The sequence below is a fragment of the Chitinophaga sp. RAB17 genome (assembly GCF_052114225.1).
Taxonomy (GTDB): Bacteria; Bacteroidota; Bacteroidia; order Chitinophagales; family Chitinophagaceae; genus Chitinophaga.
Genome location: NZ_JBFREI010000015.1, coordinates 163,611 through 182,414 on the forward strand (window position 1 = coordinate 163,611; position 18,804 = coordinate 182,414).

Here is an 18,804-nt window from a genome sequence, read left to right on the forward strand (position 1 = left end):
AGGAAGTATGAAAAAGAGGTAATGGAGGAGAAAAAAATTTTAAAACCGGAAAGAATGGCTTGTCAGCAGTAGTAATATATTGATTTCCGGATGAGCGACCGCGTAGTTCCGGATAGAACGAAGAGCCAGCACCATGTGCTTTTTAACCGTTTCCAGGGAAATTGCCATGCGTTCGGCTATTTCTGCCTGCCGCAGACCTTCATCCCTGCTTAAAAGATATACTTTCTGACGCTGAGAGGGCAGCTCTGATATTGCTTCGTCTATAATACGACGGTAGTTTTTAATGGTCGTGTCTTCTTCCTGATCCTGGGTTTCCACTACACTGAGTTCCCAGGCCTGTTTCCGGGCCAGTTCCCGACCCAGTTTTTTGAGAAATGATAAGCTGTAGTTCCGCGCCACAGCGTACAGATAGGAGTGAAAATGCTCCACCTGGCTTAGCTTCTCCCTTTTTTCCCATATCCGGATGAAGATTTCCTGTACAATTTCTTCAGCCATCGGCCGGGAGCCGGTTAGTTGCATCACAAAAGCTCCTAACCTGTTCTGATAGGTATTAAACAGCTGTGCGAAGGCAGCCTCGTCGCCTTGTGACACCCTGAATAGTAAATCTGGTTCACTATTTAATTGCACGGTATACAAAATAGATTTAAAATGGTCCCCTTAAAAGCAAATTCTGGTCGATGTGGAAGCATAAAGATATGTATTCCCACCATGATAAAAAATCACACCTTTGATCTACTTCCGGAAACATTCATTTACCATTACTATTTATTAACTGTGATGAACCAGGTATGATAGGCTAAAACCAGGCGCTTTGTCCTATTTTTGCCCAATGGCTACCCAGGCCCTTAATTCAAATTCAAAAGGTCCTGCACCAAATTGTTGAATAAGTCGCTGCTCCAGTTCTTTTGCGACATCATTAAATGAGGAAGGCATTTTTTCTTTTACCTGTCTGCCAAGCGGATGATGCAGGAAATAACTGGTCACAATATGTCCAGGAGAATCCGCATGTCCTTTGAATGGTATAAGCTCGACTTTGTTATTGGAAAAACCTGCCTGCTCCAGGTAGTGATGCAACTGTTTGGAATCGTGCAATGCAAATGGTGTATAGAATCGGCTGGTATCTTCCTCTTTAAAAAGTGGTACGATGATTTCATCGATGAGCAATTTAAACAATGGCATGTTTGACGCATGATCCCAGGTGGTGAAAGCAAAATGTCCACCGGGATTTAATACACGGAACGCTTCATTAACGCCCACTTGTTTATCCGGCAAAAACATTAATCCAAATTGATTTACGACCAGATCAAAAGATGGATGGGTGAATGGTAATTGTTGTGCATCCGCTATCTGGAAACGGATAGTGGTACTATTTAGTTGTTGCTGTGCCAGCTCCAGCATGTCGGGATTAATATCTGTAGCAGTCAGTAAAGTGCCGGCGGGAAAATTTTCCTCCAGATGTTTTGTAAGTCTGCCTGTTCCACAGGCCAATTCCAATATTGAATGCACCGGCAAATCTGTAATATGCGGTAGTAGTGCTTTTGCTGCCGGTTCAAATATCAGCGGGCCAAGATACTCCTCATAATTGGCAGCATCCGTGCCGGCAATTTTATATACTTCTTTATTCATTTGGGCTAATTTAAAAAGATGGGTTGTTGGAAAACGTGGTAATTAATGTAATACGGAATTTACGTTTAATTTGCATAGCATTGTCATTAAAATAGGTATAGATATTTGTTCGTATAATTATTCAATGATGGAAGAAAAAATAATTTTTTATTCCGAGGCAGACAACCCGGAAATGATAAAAGCTTTTCATAAAGCACAGGAAACATTCAGGTATTTCTGGCGGGAGCTTTCCTGGGAGTACCGCAGAATAATTCCCGGACTGGACCTGGCTTGCGTAAAAGTAGCTTTCATGGAACAGGTTGCACATCAGGCAAAACCCATGGTAGAGCATATGTGGATCAACCAGGTAGCATTCGATGGGGATACGATTAGTGGCGTCCTCATAAATGATCCGAATGAACTGACAAACGTCAGGAACGGCGACTTTGTAGAAATACCGTTGAGCCAGATCAGCGACTGGTTGTTTAGTTCCCAGGGAAATGCCTATGGCGGATTTACCATTCAACAGTTAAGGGCCGCCATGGGGCCACAGGAGCGCGAAGAACATGATGAAGCGTGGGGATTGAATTTTGGAGACTATAATGATATTCTGCTGGTGTATGAACAAAAGAAACATCCGGAAAATCTCATAGAACACCCTATGAGTATTAATATGAAAGATAGCCTGGTCGAATTTCTGAAAGCACATCCGCTGGAAATCACCAACCAGGATGAAGGAGGATATACGCTTTTACACCGGGAGGCAATAGCAGGTAATCGCAGCTCTGTTGAAACTTTATTGCAGTTTAATGCCGATAAAAATATTAAAACCAGTAACGGCAAAACAGCGTTGGACTACGCAAAGCAGCTGGGATGGGAGCACATCGTTCCATTACTGGCCGACTAAATATATCTGGCATAAAGTATATTATTACCCCGTCGCCTAACCCGCTGCGGGGTTTCTTTTCCGTATCGCAGGTAATTTGTTTTACAGCAAAGCAACCCCTTAGGTAACCTGATTTTTGAGTTTTTCATAATACTCTTTAATCACCTGCGCCTTGTCTTTTTTTATTTTTTTGCCGAGTTCCCTGCGGGGACAGTTATCATTATATTTTGCTCCCCAATCCATCATTTCAATGATGATAGGTAACAGGTCAACTCCCTTAGGGGTAAGACTGTAAATAAACTTGGATTTGTTGGTGGGAGATACCCGTTTTGCCAGGATATTTGCCGCTTCCAGCGCCTTCAACCGGCTGACAAGAATATTGGTGGCAATCTTTTCCTCTGATTCCAGGAACTCACTGTAAGACAGTTTACCTCTCAGCATAATATCCCTGATAATAAGCAGTGACCATTTATCCCCAAAAACATCGAGGGAACAGCTAATGGGACAATCTGATCTGACCTTTTCCATACCATTTATTTAAAAAGTACTTGCAATTTGAAATAACTCTTTATCTTTACTTGCAAAATGCAACAACAAAGATAGTTATTACTCATTCTTAAAAAAACGAAAAAATGAGCACCTCCACTTCAACCAAACAATTACTTGAAACTTATTACGCAGGGTTTGCCCAAAAGGAAGGATGGGAATCGGTCATTTCAGACGACTTTAAATTTGTTGGCGGGGACATGACCAAAACAGCTCCTACAGTAGGGAAAGCAGCGTATATAGAAGTGATTAAAAGATTTTCCCGGGCATTTCAAACCATGCAGATTAGAGATATGATTGTAGCTGGCGAAAATGCCTGTGTTGTCGGCAATTACGACTTTATCTTTCCCAATGGTAACAGGGTCAATGGGAACGTAGCGGAGATCTGGACTGCAAAGGATGGCCAACTGGACTCATTAACGATATTCTTTGACACGCTTACCTTCGATAAAAATATCCCGAAGTAGTCCGGCTTCCCGTCCTGTTTCCCTATTCTGTTTCCTTCGGGATTAAATGACGGTGTTTGCCGCCCCAATCGCTCAACTGTTTGAAGATGGGACCGAACGCGGCGGCCATTTCCGTGAGTTCATATTCCACTCTTGGAGGCACCTCTGCATACACGGTTCTCTTTACAAGCCCATCCTGTTCCAGGGCCCGCAATTGTAGGGTTAACATGCGCTCAGTAATAAGCGGAAATTCCTTCTTCAGCTCATTAAACCGGAATTTGCGGGTCTCCAGCTTGCTGATGATCAGTATTTTCCATCTCCCCCCAATCTTGTTTACCGCATAGGTAAGGTCACATTCAACGATAAATTCTTCGTTGCGGGAATAAGTCGAGTTTTTCTTTCTGGCAGCCATTAGTTACATATTTGTAAGTACCCTACAATTGATTGTACTGCTCATAAAATTAGATGCTACCCATTACTTTTACAAAGAAATTTTTGAAATCATTTTTTAGCACGGAAAATGAAGTCGGCCGAAAAGTGATTATTTCAGTCATCATCAATTAAGATAAAAAGTATGGATCTGTATTTAAAAGGAAAAACAGCAGTCGTAAGTGGCGCGAGCCRGGGAATTGGTCGTGCGATTGTAAAAGAACTGGCACTTGAGGGCGTGAAAGTATTGGCCACCGGCAGAAATCAGGATTTATTAAACAGCCTGAAAGAAGAGGTGATTGCAGCTGGCGGCGTGGAACCTGTCACGTTTGCCCAGGATTTCATGGCAGCAGATGCTCCACAAAAAATAGCAGCGGCCGCATTTGCTGGTCTGGGACATATCGATATACTCATTAATAATGCCGGCCGCAGCAATCCCCAGGATATCATTGGCTCTGAAAACGGATGGAATGACTCGCTGACCCTGGACTTCACCCGTCACCGGCAGTTGACACAACAGCTGTTACCTCATTTTATCGAACGTAAACAAGGTGCTATCCTGAATACCATCAGCACCTATGAGTTGCGTATGATCAATGCCTCGGCGGTGGCCAAAGCAGCAGTAGTGGTATGGTCCAAACAACTCGCCGGACAACTGGGGCAACATGGTATCCGGGTCAACAGTCTGCAGCCGGGACTCATAGATACCGAGAACATCCGCCCTTACTTTCCGGGAGAAGAACGCCTGAAATTTGCAGCGCGCGAAATTCCACTCGGCGATTTCGGAACGCCTGAAGATATGGCTAACATGGCTACTTTCCTGGTATCACCCCGTGCACGTTACATCACAGGCTCCGTTGTTGCTGTAGATGGTGGCATGAGTCACTACTCGTTCTGATATGGATATTGCAAAAAGACAGCTTTCAAATCACCAGGTTTGAAGGCTGACTTTTTCTATATGCGGTAAGACTTATATTTCTACGTTTCTTAAAAAACTTATTGAGATGGCTTTCGTCAGCAAAACCAAATTCGCTGGCAATTTCATTAATCCTCCTGTCGCTGAATTTTAACCGATGCTCAATCAGTCTTAATTTATAATTCGAAATGAATTCCTGGATGGTCTCTCCACATTGGTTCTTGAAGTAGCTGCCCAGGTAAGTATCCGACAAACCAAATACCTCCGCAATAGCCGATGCTTTTAATTTTTGCGGCTCAAAAATATGGAACTGGATATAATCAATGATGTCTAATATTCGTTTATCTACATTCTCCCGCAGGTTGGCAGGCCTTATTTTCGAAATATTTCTTGCAGCAATAACAATCAATGCGTTCACAAAATGCCTTGTTAAGTCCTCATCATAAATATCCTTGTGGTCAATACCGGATCGAAGGGACTCCACGATAGCCTTTACCAGTACAGCATCGCACTGACATCTTAAAATACAGCCGGACAAATGGGTGGCATAATGCAGCAGACACTCAATATGGTCAATGCTTTGCCATTTATATTCTTTTACATAGCTGCTACTGAAACGAATCAGCAGAAACTCCGTTGTGCTGGAAATATCAAATGAGTAATAATCATTGGGGGTTAATAAAAGCAGGTTCTCTGGTTCGTAGGGGCGCCGGTTTCCATTGATTCGCAGTGCGCCTGTTCCGGAAATGATATATACCAATTGGAAAAAAGTCAGCTGCCAATCTGTTAACGGGCATTCATCCACCTTTTTATATATCACCTCTACCGATTGATGTAAATTCTCTTTTCCCATGTGGTAAAGTTACCTTTTTATCATTGAAATGTACCGGAATGCCGGCGTTGTTCAGTTTAATTTTGCTAAAACAAGCAGAAAGAAAATGGACATAAACACTCGTATCAGCAGGAATACAATCGCATTGGTGGCAATTAGCCTGGCCGCTTTAATGTTTGGTCTCGAAATTTCCAGTGTGCCGGTTATACTTCCAACATTGGAAAAAGCATTGCATGGCAGCTTCAGGGATATCCAATGGATCATGAACGCTTACACGATCGCCTGTACAACGGTATTGATGGCAACAGGCACGCTGGCCGACCGGTATGGACGCAAACGGATCTTCATGATCAGTATCGCTTTATTTGGCATCACTTCTTTGATTTGCGGAATCGCACAAAGTATGTCGGTACTCATTGTGAGCCGCTTTCTTCAGGGCATGGCCGGCGGCGCTATGTTAATCTGCCAGGTGGCCACCCTCTCGCATCAATTCCGGGAAGGAAAAGAGAGAGCGAAAGCTTTTGGTATATGGGGAATCATCTTTGGTATAGGATTGGGTTTCGGACCTATTATTGGCGGTATGATAGTAGCAGTATCAAACTGGCAGTGGGTATTCCTGATACATGTATTGTTATCTGTACTTACACTGATACTGGTGATGAGCAGTATTGAAGAATCCAGTGATCCCCAGGCAAAAAAAATAGACATTGCCGGCATCATTACACTTTCCCTTACGGTATTAGGACTCACCTACTTTATCACGCAAGGTTCCGAACTCGGCTTTACCAGTACTATCGCTATCAGCATACTGCTGGTGTCGTTTGTAAGTTTTATCATTTTCCTTTTTGCGGAGAAAGTCAATGCGCATCCGATGTTTGATTTTTCGATCTTCAGGATACGGAATTTTTCAGGCGCACTGCTGGGCTCTATGGGTATGAATTTTAGTTTTTGGCCATTCATGATTTACCTGCCCATATATTTTCAAAGTTGTTTGGGGTACGACAGCATTACCGCTGGTTTATCTTTGCTGGCCTATACGCTTCCTACCCTGGTGTTTCCACCGCTGGGAGAGCGGCTTTCCATCCGTTATCAGCCCGGCGTTGTTATTCCGTTAGGCTTATTCACGATTGGCGCCGGCTTTTTCGGGATGAGGTATGGCAGTAGTGTGGATCATGCCAGCTGGTTAACCATGCTCCCGGGAGCGTTGCTGGCCGGTGCAGGTCTGGGTATCACCAATACTCCTGTAACCAATACTACTACAGGGGCCGTTGCTACTACACGTGCTGGCATGGCTTCGGGTATTGATATGAGTGCCAGAATGATTTCGCTGGCAGTTAACATTGCGTTGATGGGATTTATATTGGTAGAAGGGACTTTATCTGCTTTGAAAATAGCTTTTTCTACTGCCGGAAATGCCCTGCCACTGCGTGCTTTAGCGGAGAAAATTGCCGCCGGAAATATCGCAGCGCTTCATCGGGATTTTCCACAACTATCCCAACTGGATTCCTCAGATGTGGTGATTCACAAAGCACTAGTACATGGCTTCGATTCGGTCATGCTATATGGAGGCATCAGTATCTGGATATTAGCGGGTATCAGTTTTATCATCTTTGGTTCCTGGAAGAAGGAAATGGCCACCTCTTCTCTGAAAGTAAGATCAGATCACTGATTGCTTCAGTACTTTAATGCCCGTTGTAGTATCGGGTCAGTTTCACCGATGGCTTCTTCTTCAGACAGTGTTACGGGGATAGTTGGCTGGATACCTATCCGTTGTGTTTCTCTCTGATCCGGATAAGTAACGCGTAAACCGGAAAAAAAGAAGGACTGGACGCCTATCCCTGGTATACTGCTTATGTTGCCATCAGCACCTGCTGTTGCGCGGCCTATTAGTGTCACGCTGTTTCCTGTCTGCAATATCATGGTGAATAGCTCTCCCTTACTCATTGTCCCTTCATCAATTAACAGGACCACCTTTCCATTGAAGATGGGATATTGGGACGCCGGAGTTTTTTCCTGTTTTGTTTTTTCCATTACAGCAGGATAACGGCTTTGCCACATAAAGTTAACAAAGGGTGTTTCTCCCTGAGCAAACAGGGATAATATTTCGTGAGCACCGGGAGAGGGGTACTTCCTTAAATCAATGATGGCTTTGCGGATAGAAGGAAGTTGTTCACGGATCTTCGCCGATTCTCCTTTAGTATATTTTGAGATGTCTATATACAAAGTAGCCTCAGGCAATATTTTAGTGGATACTTCCTTCTCTTCTGGTGGCGCCGCTCCGAAGATATATTTCATCAGGAAAGGACCATAAGTCTTATAGGCATTGATATCAAAAGGTATCACAGCATAATTGATTTTTCCCTCCCGGGTCTTGTAGACGAGTTGCAGGGAATCATTTACCAGTGGTATACCGGAAAGCAGGTGTTTTTTGGAAATATTATAATATTTCATGGTTAGGTTGGAGGCTCCAACATAGCCCAAAATTTTTGAAACCCATGTCGATATAGCTGCGCGGTTAACAGAAAGTATTTTATCGCCAGCCACAATGCCGGTGTTGCGGGAAAAGGTGGTATCAACGTTGACCACTACCACCTGGTTACTGTCAATAATTCTGAACAGCATGGGCATTATGGCTATTTTTCTGGTACCATATGCAGCCTCCCATAGAGTACTGTTACTCACGTTGGAGGGGGTAGTGGCATGGCCATCATTAATTTCAGTATTCAATCGCAACATCGCACTGAGGTAGGTGTTGCGTGTGGTCGCTGCCGTAAAAACAGGGAGATATTTTTCAAGAATGGCATTCCAGTCCTCTCCGATAGCGTATTTATATGGATAATAATATTGAATAATGTTCCAGTATCTGGCAAGCATTAACAGGCGGTATCTTATATCAACTGGTCCACGCATGTTGTATGCGTCTTCGTACTGGAATGTAGGATTAGGTGTAGCGAGCGTATCTATCTGAATGTAGTAATTCTTAAACGGCTTAAATCCTTTTTTAATAAGGCGTAACTGGGTACTGGTTTTAGTATCTGGCAGTGCCTGCAGCCACTTATCGTCGTAGTTGATGAGTTGTTCTTTTGAGTAGGCAGTATCAGCAGTGGCTTTAGTGGCAACGACTACCTCTGACGCCTGAATAAGTTGCCGGAGTACCTGTTGAAAATCAGCAGCCTTGTCTGATTCAAAAATAGTGGTCACGTGTTTAACAAATACGGCATCCCAGTCGATATGTTTTTCACTGATGGACGGCGCATAATATTTCAGGAATCCCCAAACTTTAGTGTATAATGCTAACTTGTCGAGTGTTGACTTTCCCTGTGTGAGCGGGGTAACATATTTCGATTGCCAGGCTCCATCGAACTCACCTTTAGTGACAGTAACAGTAAGATGTTTCAACTGGATTTTTCCTTTGCCCTTGATGAATACAAAAGCCTGGACTTTATTCATCGGTGTTTCAAAAGGAATAACCAGGTGGATTTTATTAATGGTGTCATGGTTTTTTAGCCTGTATTCGGATAGATTCCTGTAAATGGAAACCGCATTACCATCCAGGCTTCCCAGCACGGCTATACCTGCATCATCCACATTTGTCAGCAGGTCTGTCTGGAATTCAGCGTCCAGGATAATTGCGCCCTGTGTAATGATGGAATCGAAATGAAATGTATTATCGAAAGAAGCCGTACTATCTGTTTTTTTTTGTTTTTCGATGCTGGCGAAGTCAATTACAGCTGGATCTTTGGTATTCGTTTTTAACTGGTATTGTACTCCTCCCTGTGCATTTGATCGCCATCCCTGTTGGGTATATTTGAATGGTTGCTGGGACACTGCAATGTTAGAAATGGCGATGCAAAAGAAAGTCAGTATTAATTTGTTCACCGGGGAAAAATTATCCATAATCAATGACGGGTTGTTCCTGTTGAAAGACAATATAAGTTAAAAAAAAGGTAGGGAATGGAAAAAAGTGCACTGGATATGTATTTTATAGTGTGATAGATAAGATATTTTAGTTGGATGGAACAACATAAAACAGGAGATGTGAGTACCGGAAAATAATAGTATCTTAGTTTTGTAGTATAAGACCGCTTTTACCATTCAGTATTAATCTTGATAAATTGAAGATTTATGATAGCACTTTTTGAAACCATTTTGTACATGATTGCTATAGTACTTAAAGTGAAGGCTGTGCGCAAAAGGTATGCAAAAAGCTAGGACATTGTAATCAGGATCTTCTCTCCAAATAATTATACAGCAATAATATATTATTACCTTTTCATACAAAGACCCCATGCAGTCAGCATGGGGTTTTTGTATGAAAAGGCGTCAACTAAAAATGATCATGGATATTTTAGAGGCAATAAAAGGTATTTTCAGAAAGAATAACGGAAGTGAAAATGAAAGCGTTGTTGCTTATCACTGGTATTCCCGGGAGCAATTAGCTGCTATACAGCACCATTTAAAAGACGCAGAAAATAAAGTTCCACAACTGGAAGGAATTTATGGGCAAGACTTTGCCTCCTTTTTTTATGCAACCGGAATAGAGAAGACGATACGTACGGCATTCCTGGAAACACTGGATGTAGCAATACAATACCGTAACTTTCTGGATAAGGATCATTGGAGCGATAAGCATCCGTTTAATTTTCCGGGAACATTTTATACCGGAGAAACCGATACCTGTGGTACAGGGGATGGGGAAGCCCCTTTTAATGTGTTGTATGATGAACACTGCTGTGAATATATATTTAAGCAGCCTCAAAATTATGCTGAACTGGTATGTGTAGTTGATGCTGCGTACCTGGAAGTATATGGAGGCTACTCCTGTAATGGAAACGATCATTGGACCTACACAGCATGTAAAAACTGGTGGAGTAACAGATCCGATATAATCGTTGGATTATATGATAACAGACTACAAGAAATGAATGGCGGCAGAGAAAAGATGTATATAGATTATCTGAAATCACCGGCCGCAGAAATGGATCTGAGAAAGTATTGCTATTTTTTAGAACATCATTGTTATCCTGCTAATGACCAGGTAAAGCTGCCTACTTTATAGAACGGAGGAAAGCACACTAATTAGTCAAAATCGTGCTGAAATAAGTCAAGGATGCCATAATATGAATGCCTTTACCAGTTACCTTCGCAGGTATATTCCTTTATGAGGAGGTTCCACCAAATGAAAAAAGTTGATCATGAAAGTTACCTTATACGCATGGCTGTTACTGTTGGTATGCATATCGGCCTGTAATAATGCTCCCCGACCGGTGAGTCGTTATGCGTCAGTAACCGGTCTCCGCCCGGAGAAAATGGAAGAATACAAGCGATTACACGCAGCCGTATGGCCGGATGTATTAAAGATGATCAGGAAATGTCACATCAGCAATTACTCCATCTATCTGAAAAATATAGAAGATCACTGGTATTTGTTCAGCTATTTTGAATATACCGGCAGCGACTTTAACGCGGATATGCAGCAAATGAAAAATGACAGTACTACTCAGCGCTGGTGGAAAGTAACGGCTCCCTGTCAGTTACCACTGCCAGATGCCGCGGCAAAAGGAGAAACCTGGTCTGGCATGGAAGAAGTATTCCATGCACAGTAATCAGGACTGGCCCCAGGCAAACACGCAATGATCAAAATTCCTGTTTTCAAGGTCGGTCTTTGCAATCAAAACGCTGAAAACGCCTTCATCATTAAAACCATTTTCACCCACTTGCAACAGTAATAATTTATCGGAGAAGGTGATAGCGGCTATTTCTTCTTCGCTGGCCTGGCAATGGGTAAAAATGCCAAATATTTTAGATTTGTCGGTGCCTGCAAAGTAGTCCCATATCTTCCCTTCGTCATTGGCCTCCTCTTCCTCGCTTTCATCTTCCGGGTCGCGGAAGCGTTCTTCCATTGTTTCAGTATCCGCAAAGATCCGGTCTATCAATACGCCCGTGAAGAAGTTATCATCGTGTTCTTTAATCACTCTCACCAGCTGGTCGTTGGGAACATCCGCATAAATAACTTTCCCGGTATCTGAAACAATGTCTGAGAAGAAAAGGAGTTGACCTGTTTTAGGAAGCAGTCCGGTTTTGTCAAAAGGAGAAAACCTGGAGAGGTCCAGTTGCGCGGCAAACCGCATATTTTCCGGCATGGTTATTCCCGGAGGGAGGTCAATCACCGGCCCGCCATACCTGGATTGGCCTGGTGCAATGGTGATGTCGGTATGCTTCACATGGCTGTCATCCATCCAGTTTTGTCTTTTCATGGAAGCCGGATAATATTGTTTGCTGTCTGCCGTGAAACTGATAATATCAAAGTGCTGACCACCGGTGGCGGAAGCAACCGGATGTCCGTTTAAGGGCTCATCATCCGACAAATCCTCATTAAAGAAAGGTTTTATCCAATTGTCAAAGGACGATTTATATTTTTGCTGCGCTGTTTCAATGATCCTCGCCGGATCTTCCACAGGGTCCTGCATAAAATGCTCTTTCAGCCATTCCCGGTAGCTATCGCCATATTCGCTTGCTTCTTCCTCTCCATCCCTGTAAAAGTAGGTGCGGGTATGATCTACATATATCTCGGTATCATAGGTCAGCAAACGCATTAACTGCAATATATTCTCAGCTACCACATGTATTCCTCCTTCATCGCCAAAAACAATGACCGGCATTTCATTCAATTCCTTGTCGGTGCCTTCATCCCATAAGGCATAAAAAGAACCTGATGCATTTGCCTGTGCAAATGGCATCAACTGATCTAAAAATGCAGGATCTTCAGACCATGATTTCAGGCCGGATTTATCATCTGCCAGCAGATAAAAACCTTGTGCATATTCCGGCATTTCTTTTTGAAAGGCATGCAGGTAAACAAACTCTTTTGGGGGGTACTGGGTACCAAAGTTTTGCTGAAATTCTTTTAATTCCATTTGATATCTTTTATTCTTACTCCTGAAGTTCCTATTCTTTATGTTCTTTTCAATATTACCATTTTATTATCTAAAAATGAACAGAGATGGTATCCAGGTGGCTGCGTTATTCCTGCAGCGAACCTGGTTGTTCCCTGTAGGAGCGAAGTATAGCTGTTGCCGTATTAGCATTTCTCCTGTTTCAGTATTATCTTGCTGCCGACCAAAATCTGGCTTAATGGAATTTCTTAACGGGATATGTTAAGTGCTTCGGACCAGTTTGGATGAATTTCTCTGTAGATAAAAACAACAACATGATCAAACGCCTGCTTGCTATTTGCTTCATTTTAATTTCAACGATTGTACATGGCCAAATGAGGCTGAGTACGCCGGTAAGTATTCCTTTTACATTAACGTCACAGGGACATATCCTGATTAAAGCCAGCATTAACGGCGTAACGGGCAACTTTATTTTTGATACCGGCGCCGGGCTGAATATGCTTACTAAAAAGTTTGCAGATAAAGTATCCGGGCTTAAAAAGACTGATGGTTTTTATACCGGACATCGCGCAACCGGTGAACCCATCACAACAGATGTGTGGAGGGCAGATAGTATTGGAATTGGGTCGTTGAGCTTCACCAATGAGGTGATCTCTATTATCGATATTGATTTTCCTTTTGACGGCTTAATTTCCCTGATGCCATTTAAAAGTAATCCTGTTACGATCGACTATCCCCATAAATTATTGATCATTGAATCTGCTGCATCAATTAAACAGTTACTGAAAGAAGGGAAATCCATTCCCCTGCAAATTTCTGACGAACGTGGCATTACACTGGGCATCAGCACTTACATCAGGCTTGCTGATGCACTCACGCTTCAGATAACATTGGACAGTGGTGCAGGCGCTGATGTATTCCGTTTTAACTCCAGGTATATGGACAAGCTAGGAATAGACTCCGCGAAAACAATCCATAAATACATTAAAAGCGAGTTCAATCCTTCCGCAGGTAATAATTACTATGTTGCCAATCTGCCTGTTATCAGCGCCTACCAAGGGATTGCGGAAAAGAAGGATTTCAGCGCCACTTTTATTGAAGGATTGATATATGAAGGCATCACCAGCATTAACTGGCTGGGAAATAAGATAACAATTGATGTACCTGCCAAACGACTGATTGTGGCTAAATAATCTGATTGTTTGCTGTACAGTGATATCTCCAAAAGATGATCAACGAAGCCTGCACTTAGTGCGGGCTTCGTTGTTTCACACTATATACGTCACCGTTATTGCATCAATAATTTAGCGACAATACGTCTTGTGCCACTTTCTTTCCTGTCAACTTCCCGATTTCGCTGTCAAACTCATAATGAATACCACCATATACTCTTGAAATGGAGGCCTCATTGATCATATCAGTGAAGCTGTTAAAGGAGCGGGGCGAAAAGCCATCTGCTGTTTTCTGGTTATCAGTAAAGGCGTAACCATTGCCAAAGTAGGCGGCTAAAATATTGCCGGCAGCACCGGTAAAAGTAGCATGCCCTGAGGTGTAGGAAGGGAAAGGTGGTGTGCCAATCAATGCAGACCAGGTGCTGTCTATATGTCGCCGGATATAGGTGATAGGACGAATCAGGTTATACCGGTACTTATATTTCCAGCAAAGGATAGCGGCGTCATTTAATCCTATTCCTACCTGTGCCAGGATGGTGGCTGCTTCCCCGAGATCCAGCTGCTGATCGTTGACCAGCTGAGTGGTGATTGCAATCATATGACCGGGAGGGGTGAAGGTTCCGCCACCGTCTGCCCAGTATTGAGCGATGATGGTTTCTTCCGGGGTAAGGGTCTTCACTTTTTGATAAACAAGATGAGCAGCCTTGTAAAAGGTGGAATTGGTGTCTGTAGAAAATGCAGGGGGCGCAATATCCGGTTTACCTGCTTTCACCAGGGAGCGGTTGTTGCCCCAGTAAGGTAACATGGCAGACTGGAAGAGTGGGGGTGTGGGCACCCAGTAACCCGGACCTACAGGCGGAATATAGTCAGTGGGGAAGTTGTTTAAATAGCCATCTTTCCCTCCGTCACTGGCTGACCACTGGTAGACAGCGGCGGCTATCAGTTTGCCATAATTGATGGAGCGGGTAATTACCTCCGGCGCGCAGTTATCAGAATGCGCCTGCAGGTTATTGCTTTCCAGCTGTGTGATCAGGGCAACATTGGTAGTGCTGGCATTGGGAAACAGATTTTTGATGATCTGGGCCATGGCGCTGTTGGCGGCAATAGCCCAGTTGTACCTTTTCCCTCTTTCCGGTGCGGGAAGACGCCCTAATCCATTTAGCTGGCCTCCCAGGGAAGGTGCGCCATTCATTCCACCCAGCACCGATTCATGCAGGGTGATACCGGTATAGGCAATTGCCCTGGCTGCCACTGGCGGACTAAACCCCGGACTTTCTTTTATCAGTTTTAGCTCTAACTGATACCAGGAAACCGGAACCGCCGCATCTCCTCCGGCTGACAGTGATTTTACGAGTATTTCATTTAATGCTGGGAAGGTGTTTTGGACCGGCGTCTCATTCTTTTTACATGCCAGCAGACTAACAATAAAAAACAGCCCCATGGCACGGGACAACAAACAAACGGTTTTCATTTTTGCTTTTGTTTAGGAGTTAAGGATCAATGGTTAAATACAATCAATTGCTGCAGTAATCAGTTGTCAGATAAAACTGTTTACAGAGCAGGGGTTCCAGGCTAATACACAATGACCATTTTGAGTTAAATAACTTTCTAAACCAAGATAATAAATGATTACGCAGTCTATTGGCGTAGTCAGGAAACCGGCTCGATCACTTCCCAGGTGCCTTTACTTTTAGCCAAATCAATCAGCTGTTGTCCGGCTGGCGTCATCAACCCTTTTTCTATCATCCTTTCCGCCCGGTCCCGGTTAGGCTTACTCCAGTTGCTTTTAGGCTTGCGGGGCGTCATAGTCAGGTAGAAGCTCTCTCCGTCACGTTTTTTAGCCTTACTGTCTATCCAGCCAAAGCAAAGCGCTTCTTCCATGGCATCATTGTAACTCACTCCTGGTACTTTACTTTTCTTATGAAACTGGATTAACCAGATTGACTTCTCCACCGGCGTGTTTTGTTGCAGCCATTTCCGCCAGTCCGCTCTCGTTTTGGCATAAACAGCCAGTTTCCCGTCTTTCATCTCTGTCATAAGACGGCGGCTATAGGCTTTTTCAGGTGCCGTAGTTGTGGTGTTTCCTGGATGTGACGCTGTTTTTGCCATAATGATTTGTTTTAAAGGGTTTGTTTTAACAAAGATAAAATGGAGGCGTGACAGCCCTATGTCAGGGGTATATCCGGTCGCCCGAATTTTTTTACATCGGGCACCGCCATTTTTTCATTTACTTTTGTAACTGATAGATTTTCCCCCGCCATAGGAGGTATTCCAGCAAGATTGTTCACTATTCATGCTCAACTACACTGATGGATTACATGAAGAAATTAATCGGCGACATTGAATGTCACTCGGTGGAAGGCATCAGCGAATGCTTCTCCAATGGCATTAGTCCAAATGATTATTTTAATAATAGTCCGCTTATTGACGAATTAACCAGCGAGTATGCGAGAACACCCCGGTTTAAAGATTGCGTGCGCGAATTTATCAGGGCGGGATTAAATTTTGATGAAAAGGAGCTACTGGCCGTTCTTTCAGATGACGCGGAGACACTCGATAAGCAGCTGGAAGCGAATCCTGCCACCCTTAAAAAGAGATATACCCTGCGTTCTGCCTATACACCGCTGCAGGAGACTACCTTATTGCATGTATGTGCTGAATTTAATCACCTGGCCTGTGCGGAAGTACTGGTGCGCCATGGTGCAGATATAAATGCCCGCGCCGGAATGGACGAATATGGCTTCGGTGGACAAACACCCATATTTCATACAGTGAATCAAAACTCCGATAACTCAGCAGATATGATGGAATATCTTCTTTCAAAATCTGCTGACCTGAAAATTACCCTCCCCGGCATTATCTGGGGTAGGGGATATCAGTGGGAAACCTTCTGTCCTGCTGTTAATCCGATCAGCTATGCCATGATGGGATTACTTCCCCAAATGCATCGGAACGAGCAACGCATCGCAGCCATTGTGTCCAGGCTTATTAAGCAGGCATATGGACTTGACTATTTGCCTGTAAATATTCCCAATGCCTATCTGAAATAAACAGCCGTCTGTATTCATATTGCGCTGCCGCCTGCCGGGAAAGAGTTCCACCCGATTTATTTCCACCACTGATATGGGATACCCTAATCATGTAAATGATCTGTAAGTCTTTTTTAAAATCATAAAAAAGGTATTCACTGATAGATTATCTATCGGTGAATACCTTTTTAGATCCTTTATGTAGTGTCCCGACTTTTATTTCTTCTTCTCTACTATTTTCAACACCTCATTTAACTCTTCACCCGGCGCAGTTACGATATCCGGTTGTACACCTGTTCTTTCCCAGTTTTGTTGCGTACCTGGCAATGCCGGTGCAGATTCAGAAATAGAAATAAACACCTCATTATTCACAACGAAATATTCGTTGTGATTGGCAGCGCCTGCGGAAGGCTGCCCTACAATTTTTGCCCGGTGCTGCGCCTGCAGCACATAGGCAAATGCTTCTGCTGCGGAAGCGGTTCCTTTATTCAGCAATATATACAATGCACCCTGGTAGGGTTGGCCTGCCGGAAGTACAATGCTGCTGTCAATTTCCTTATTACCTGTCCGTGAATAAAATTCCAGTAGTGGCAACGCCGCCGGCAAAAAATAGCTTTCCAGTACCGGCTTTATTTCGCTGCCGCCACCGCCATTATCACGCAGATCAATGATCAGTGCATTGGTGCGGGATACCAATGTCATCGCGGCCTGTAATACGGGCAAGCTCTCATCAGAAATATTGATTTGATCCATCTTAATATAGCCGGTATTTCCATTTAATATCTTCACTTCCCGGAAGCCATAATTTTGCTCCCTGGTTTTTTGGCTGTGAAAGAAATCATCTATACCCTGTGGCTGTTGCTGGGAGCGGATCTTTGTTACTTTGTCGGGGTTGTACCGCAAATACAGATGTCCATCCTGACTGAAATTTCGGAGGATAGCGGTGCCCAGTGAATCAAATGTTTTCCAGTCAGCCACCTGCCGGAAAGCCCCGGCTTTATATTTTTCCTCAAGATGACGGGCAATTTTTTCTCCTTTATCTGCAAAAACATAATGACGCCGAAGCAGGGCGGCTGCACTATCTACTGCTTTGGCTACTTCCCGGGTAGGTAATCCCTGCTGAGCGTTCACCGATAAAGCGATGCAGCAACATCCAAGACAAACTAATCTCTCAATAAACATAAAACGTATTTAGGCGCTAAAGATCGATGCTGCTGCAATTATAAAATAGTATAAAATTAGCGCGTGTTATAATTGCTGAAATTGTTTGGGCAGAAAGCCGGTCACCAGTTTGAAGGTGCGAATAAAATGGCTCTGATCAAAAAATCCGCAGGAGTAAGCAATGGCTGTCAGTGACAGGGAGGAAGTCTGCATCATTTGCATGGCCTTGCCTATTTTTATCTCCCGTATATATTCCCCCAGCGAACAATTAAAGTATACCCGGAAGTATTTGGAAATAGTGACTGGATGAACGCCCAGGATGAGAGACATTTCCGGTAAGGAAAGGGTTTCATTCCAACGGTCATGCAACAGCATTTTTAATTGCTGCAACCAGGGTGGCATTGTTTTTTTTCGTGCAGGCGTTGCCGTAAAAACAGGCAGTAACAGTGACTGAATAGCGGTGTCTGTCAATGTATCTGCAACAAGGCATTCCCTGTAAATTTTCAACAACGCATATTTCATCTCGGTTTGTTGTTCCGGAAACTTCTCCAGCACGCTGAATTGTAATCCGTGCTGCGCCAGGAAAGTTTCCGGAATCTCAATATTGATATTTTTAGAGGGGTGCCGGGTATGGTTGTTTTTATGTCGCTCCCCGCTGTTATAAAGAAGCAGGCTGCCTGCGCTCACTTCCTGTTCTCTGTTGGAGCGTTGCTCCCTGTTGCCGCCTTTTATCAGCAGCGACAGGTGATGATGTTCATGGCAATGCCAGCCCTGGTATACGGGCTCATGATATACCGTTTGGCTCACAATAAGGCCTTCCCGGTGAAACGCGGCATGTGCCTCGCCTAAAAAATTCCCTTCCTTCAATCTGCGCATCTATACTGAT

19 protein-coding genes are annotated in these 18,804 nt (G+C 43.7%); 8 read left to right on the forward strand and 11 right to left on the reverse strand.

Features of this window, described 5'->3' with window-relative positions; translation table 11 throughout:
• Nucleotides 1–39 precede the first annotated feature (39 nt).
• Both AB4Z08_RS32225 and AB4Z08_RS32230 read right to left on the reverse strand, forming a co-directional pair.
• Entirely contained in the window at nucleotides 40–627 is a 588-nt protein-coding gene (locus tag AB4Z08_RS32225; RefSeq protein ID WP_441577900.1) for an RNA polymerase sigma-70 factor, read from the reverse strand.
• Between the two features lie 189 nt (nucleotides 628–816).
• The gene (locus AB4Z08_RS32230) at nucleotides 817–1,626 is read right to left on the reverse strand and encodes a class I SAM-dependent methyltransferase (protein ID WP_441577901.1); all 810 of its coding nucleotides are present in this window, start codon (nucleotides 1,624–1,626) and stop codon (nucleotides 817–819) included.
• A gap of 127 nt (nucleotides 1,627–1,753) precedes the next feature.
• Between AB4Z08_RS32230 and AB4Z08_RS32235 the strand changes: the two genes are divergently transcribed.
• Nucleotides 1,754–2,512: a DUF2314 domain-containing protein gene (locus tag AB4Z08_RS32235; RefSeq protein ID WP_441577902.1), complete on the forward strand. Its 759-nt coding sequence runs from the start codon at nucleotides 1,754–1,756 to the stop codon at nucleotides 2,510–2,512.
• 99 nt (nucleotides 2,513–2,611) lie between these two features.
• On the opposite strand, the gene AB4Z08_RS32240 is transcribed toward AB4Z08_RS32235, so the two are convergent.
• Nucleotides 2,612–3,019: a winged helix-turn-helix transcriptional regulator gene (locus tag AB4Z08_RS32240; RefSeq protein WP_441577903.1), complete on the reverse strand. Its 408-nt coding sequence runs from the start codon at nucleotides 3,017–3,019 to the stop codon at nucleotides 2,612–2,614.
• Between the two features lie 104 nt (nucleotides 3,020–3,123).
• On the opposite strand from AB4Z08_RS32240, the gene AB4Z08_RS32245 reads away from it, so the two are divergent.
• Entirely contained in the window at nucleotides 3,124–3,504 is a 381-nt protein-coding gene (locus AB4Z08_RS32245) for a nuclear transport factor 2 family protein (protein ID WP_441577904.1), read from the forward strand.
• A gap of 22 nt (nucleotides 3,505–3,526) precedes the next feature.
• On the opposite strand, the gene AB4Z08_RS32250 is transcribed toward AB4Z08_RS32245, so the two are convergent.
• Complete coding sequence (locus tag AB4Z08_RS32250) at nucleotides 3,527–3,895, reverse strand: winged helix-turn-helix transcriptional regulator (RefSeq protein ID WP_441577905.1); 369 nt, start codon at nucleotides 3,893–3,895, stop codon at nucleotides 3,527–3,529.
• 162 nt (nucleotides 3,896–4,057) lie between these two features.
• On the opposite strand from AB4Z08_RS32250, the gene AB4Z08_RS32255 reads away from it, so the two are divergent.
• Entirely contained in the window at nucleotides 4,058–4,810 is a 753-nt protein-coding gene (locus AB4Z08_RS32255; RefSeq protein WP_441577906.1) for an SDR family NAD(P)-dependent oxidoreductase, read from the forward strand.
• 25 nt (nucleotides 4,811–4,835) lie between these two features.
• On the opposite strand, the gene AB4Z08_RS32260 is transcribed toward AB4Z08_RS32255, so the two are convergent.
• Complete coding sequence (locus AB4Z08_RS32260) at nucleotides 4,836–5,681, reverse strand: helix-turn-helix domain-containing protein (protein WP_441577907.1); 846 nt, start codon at nucleotides 5,679–5,681, stop codon at nucleotides 4,836–4,838.
• An 85-nt stretch (nucleotides 5,682–5,766) separates the two neighbouring features.
• Here AB4Z08_RS32260 and AB4Z08_RS32265 point away from each other — a divergent pair, with 85 nt between their 5' ends.
• A complete protein-coding gene (locus tag AB4Z08_RS32265) occupies nucleotides 5,767–7,329 on the forward strand; it encodes an MFS transporter (protein ID WP_441577908.1) in 1,563 nt (520 codons plus the stop codon).
• Nucleotides 7,330–7,334: 5 nt separating this feature from the next.
• Here AB4Z08_RS32265 and AB4Z08_RS32270 read toward each other — a convergent pair whose 3' ends face one another.
• Nucleotides 7,335–9,557: a S41 family peptidase gene (locus tag AB4Z08_RS32270; RefSeq protein WP_441577909.1), complete on the reverse strand. Its 2,223-nt coding sequence runs from the start codon at nucleotides 9,555–9,557 to the stop codon at nucleotides 7,335–7,337.
• Between the two features lie 442 nt (nucleotides 9,558–9,999).
• Between AB4Z08_RS32270 and AB4Z08_RS32275 the strand changes: the two genes are divergently transcribed.
• Both AB4Z08_RS32275 and AB4Z08_RS32280 read left to right on the forward strand, forming a co-directional pair.
• Nucleotides 10,000–10,719, forward strand: a complete 720-nt coding sequence (locus AB4Z08_RS32275; protein WP_441577910.1) for a hypothetical protein — start codon at nucleotides 10,000–10,002, stop codon at nucleotides 10,717–10,719.
• 136 nt (nucleotides 10,720–10,855) lie between these two features.
• Nucleotides 10,856–11,266, forward strand: a complete 411-nt coding sequence (locus AB4Z08_RS32280; protein ID WP_441577911.1) for an L-rhamnose mutarotase — start codon at nucleotides 10,856–10,858, stop codon at nucleotides 11,264–11,266.
• Here AB4Z08_RS32280 and AB4Z08_RS32285 read toward each other — a convergent pair whose 3' ends face one another.
• Nucleotides 11,267–12,577 carry a DUF1963 domain-containing protein gene (locus AB4Z08_RS32285; protein WP_441577912.1) on the reverse strand — a complete coding sequence of 437 codons (1,311 nt, stop codon included), beginning with the start codon at nucleotides 12,575–12,577 and terminating at the stop codon, nucleotides 11,267–11,269.
• Between the two features lie 293 nt (nucleotides 12,578–12,870).
• On the opposite strand from AB4Z08_RS32285, the gene AB4Z08_RS32290 reads away from it, so the two are divergent.
• Nucleotides 12,871–13,749 (forward strand): retropepsin-like aspartic protease, encoded by an 879-nt coding sequence (locus AB4Z08_RS32290; protein WP_441577913.1) that lies wholly within the window; start codon nucleotides 12,871–12,873, stop codon nucleotides 13,747–13,749.
• A gap of 103 nt (nucleotides 13,750–13,852) precedes the next feature.
• Here the strand turns inward: AB4Z08_RS32290 and AB4Z08_RS32295 are convergent, their stop codons facing one another.
• Both AB4Z08_RS32295 and AB4Z08_RS32300 read right to left on the reverse strand, forming a co-directional pair.
• Nucleotides 13,853–15,199 carry a vanadium-dependent haloperoxidase gene (locus tag AB4Z08_RS32295; RefSeq protein ID WP_441577914.1) on the reverse strand — a complete coding sequence of 449 codons (1,347 nt, stop codon included), beginning with the start codon at nucleotides 15,197–15,199 and terminating at the stop codon, nucleotides 13,853–13,855.
• Nucleotides 15,200–15,378: 179 nt separating this feature from the next.
• Entirely contained in the window at nucleotides 15,379–15,837 is a 459-nt protein-coding gene (locus AB4Z08_RS32300) for a YdeI/OmpD-associated family protein (RefSeq protein WP_441577915.1), read from the reverse strand.
• Nucleotides 15,838–16,046: 209 nt separating this feature from the next.
• Between AB4Z08_RS32300 and AB4Z08_RS32305 the strand changes: the two genes are divergently transcribed.
• Nucleotides 16,047–16,778 carry an ankyrin repeat domain-containing protein gene (locus tag AB4Z08_RS32305; protein WP_441577916.1) on the forward strand — a complete coding sequence of 244 codons (732 nt, stop codon included), beginning with the start codon at nucleotides 16,047–16,049 and terminating at the stop codon, nucleotides 16,776–16,778.
• Nucleotides 16,779–16,973: 195 nt separating this feature from the next.
• Here the strand turns inward: AB4Z08_RS32305 and AB4Z08_RS32310 are convergent, their stop codons facing one another.
• Nucleotides 16,974–17,939, reverse strand: coding sequence for a S41 family peptidase (locus AB4Z08_RS32310; RefSeq protein ID WP_441577917.1), 966 nt, complete (start codon nucleotides 17,937–17,939; stop codon nucleotides 16,974–16,976).
• Nucleotides 17,940–18,005: 66 nt separating this feature from the next.
• A complete protein-coding gene (locus tag AB4Z08_RS32315) occupies nucleotides 18,006–18,794 on the reverse strand; it encodes a helix-turn-helix transcriptional regulator (protein ID WP_441577918.1) in 789 nt (262 codons plus the stop codon).
• Between the last annotated feature and the right edge of the window lie 10 nt (nucleotides 18,795–18,804).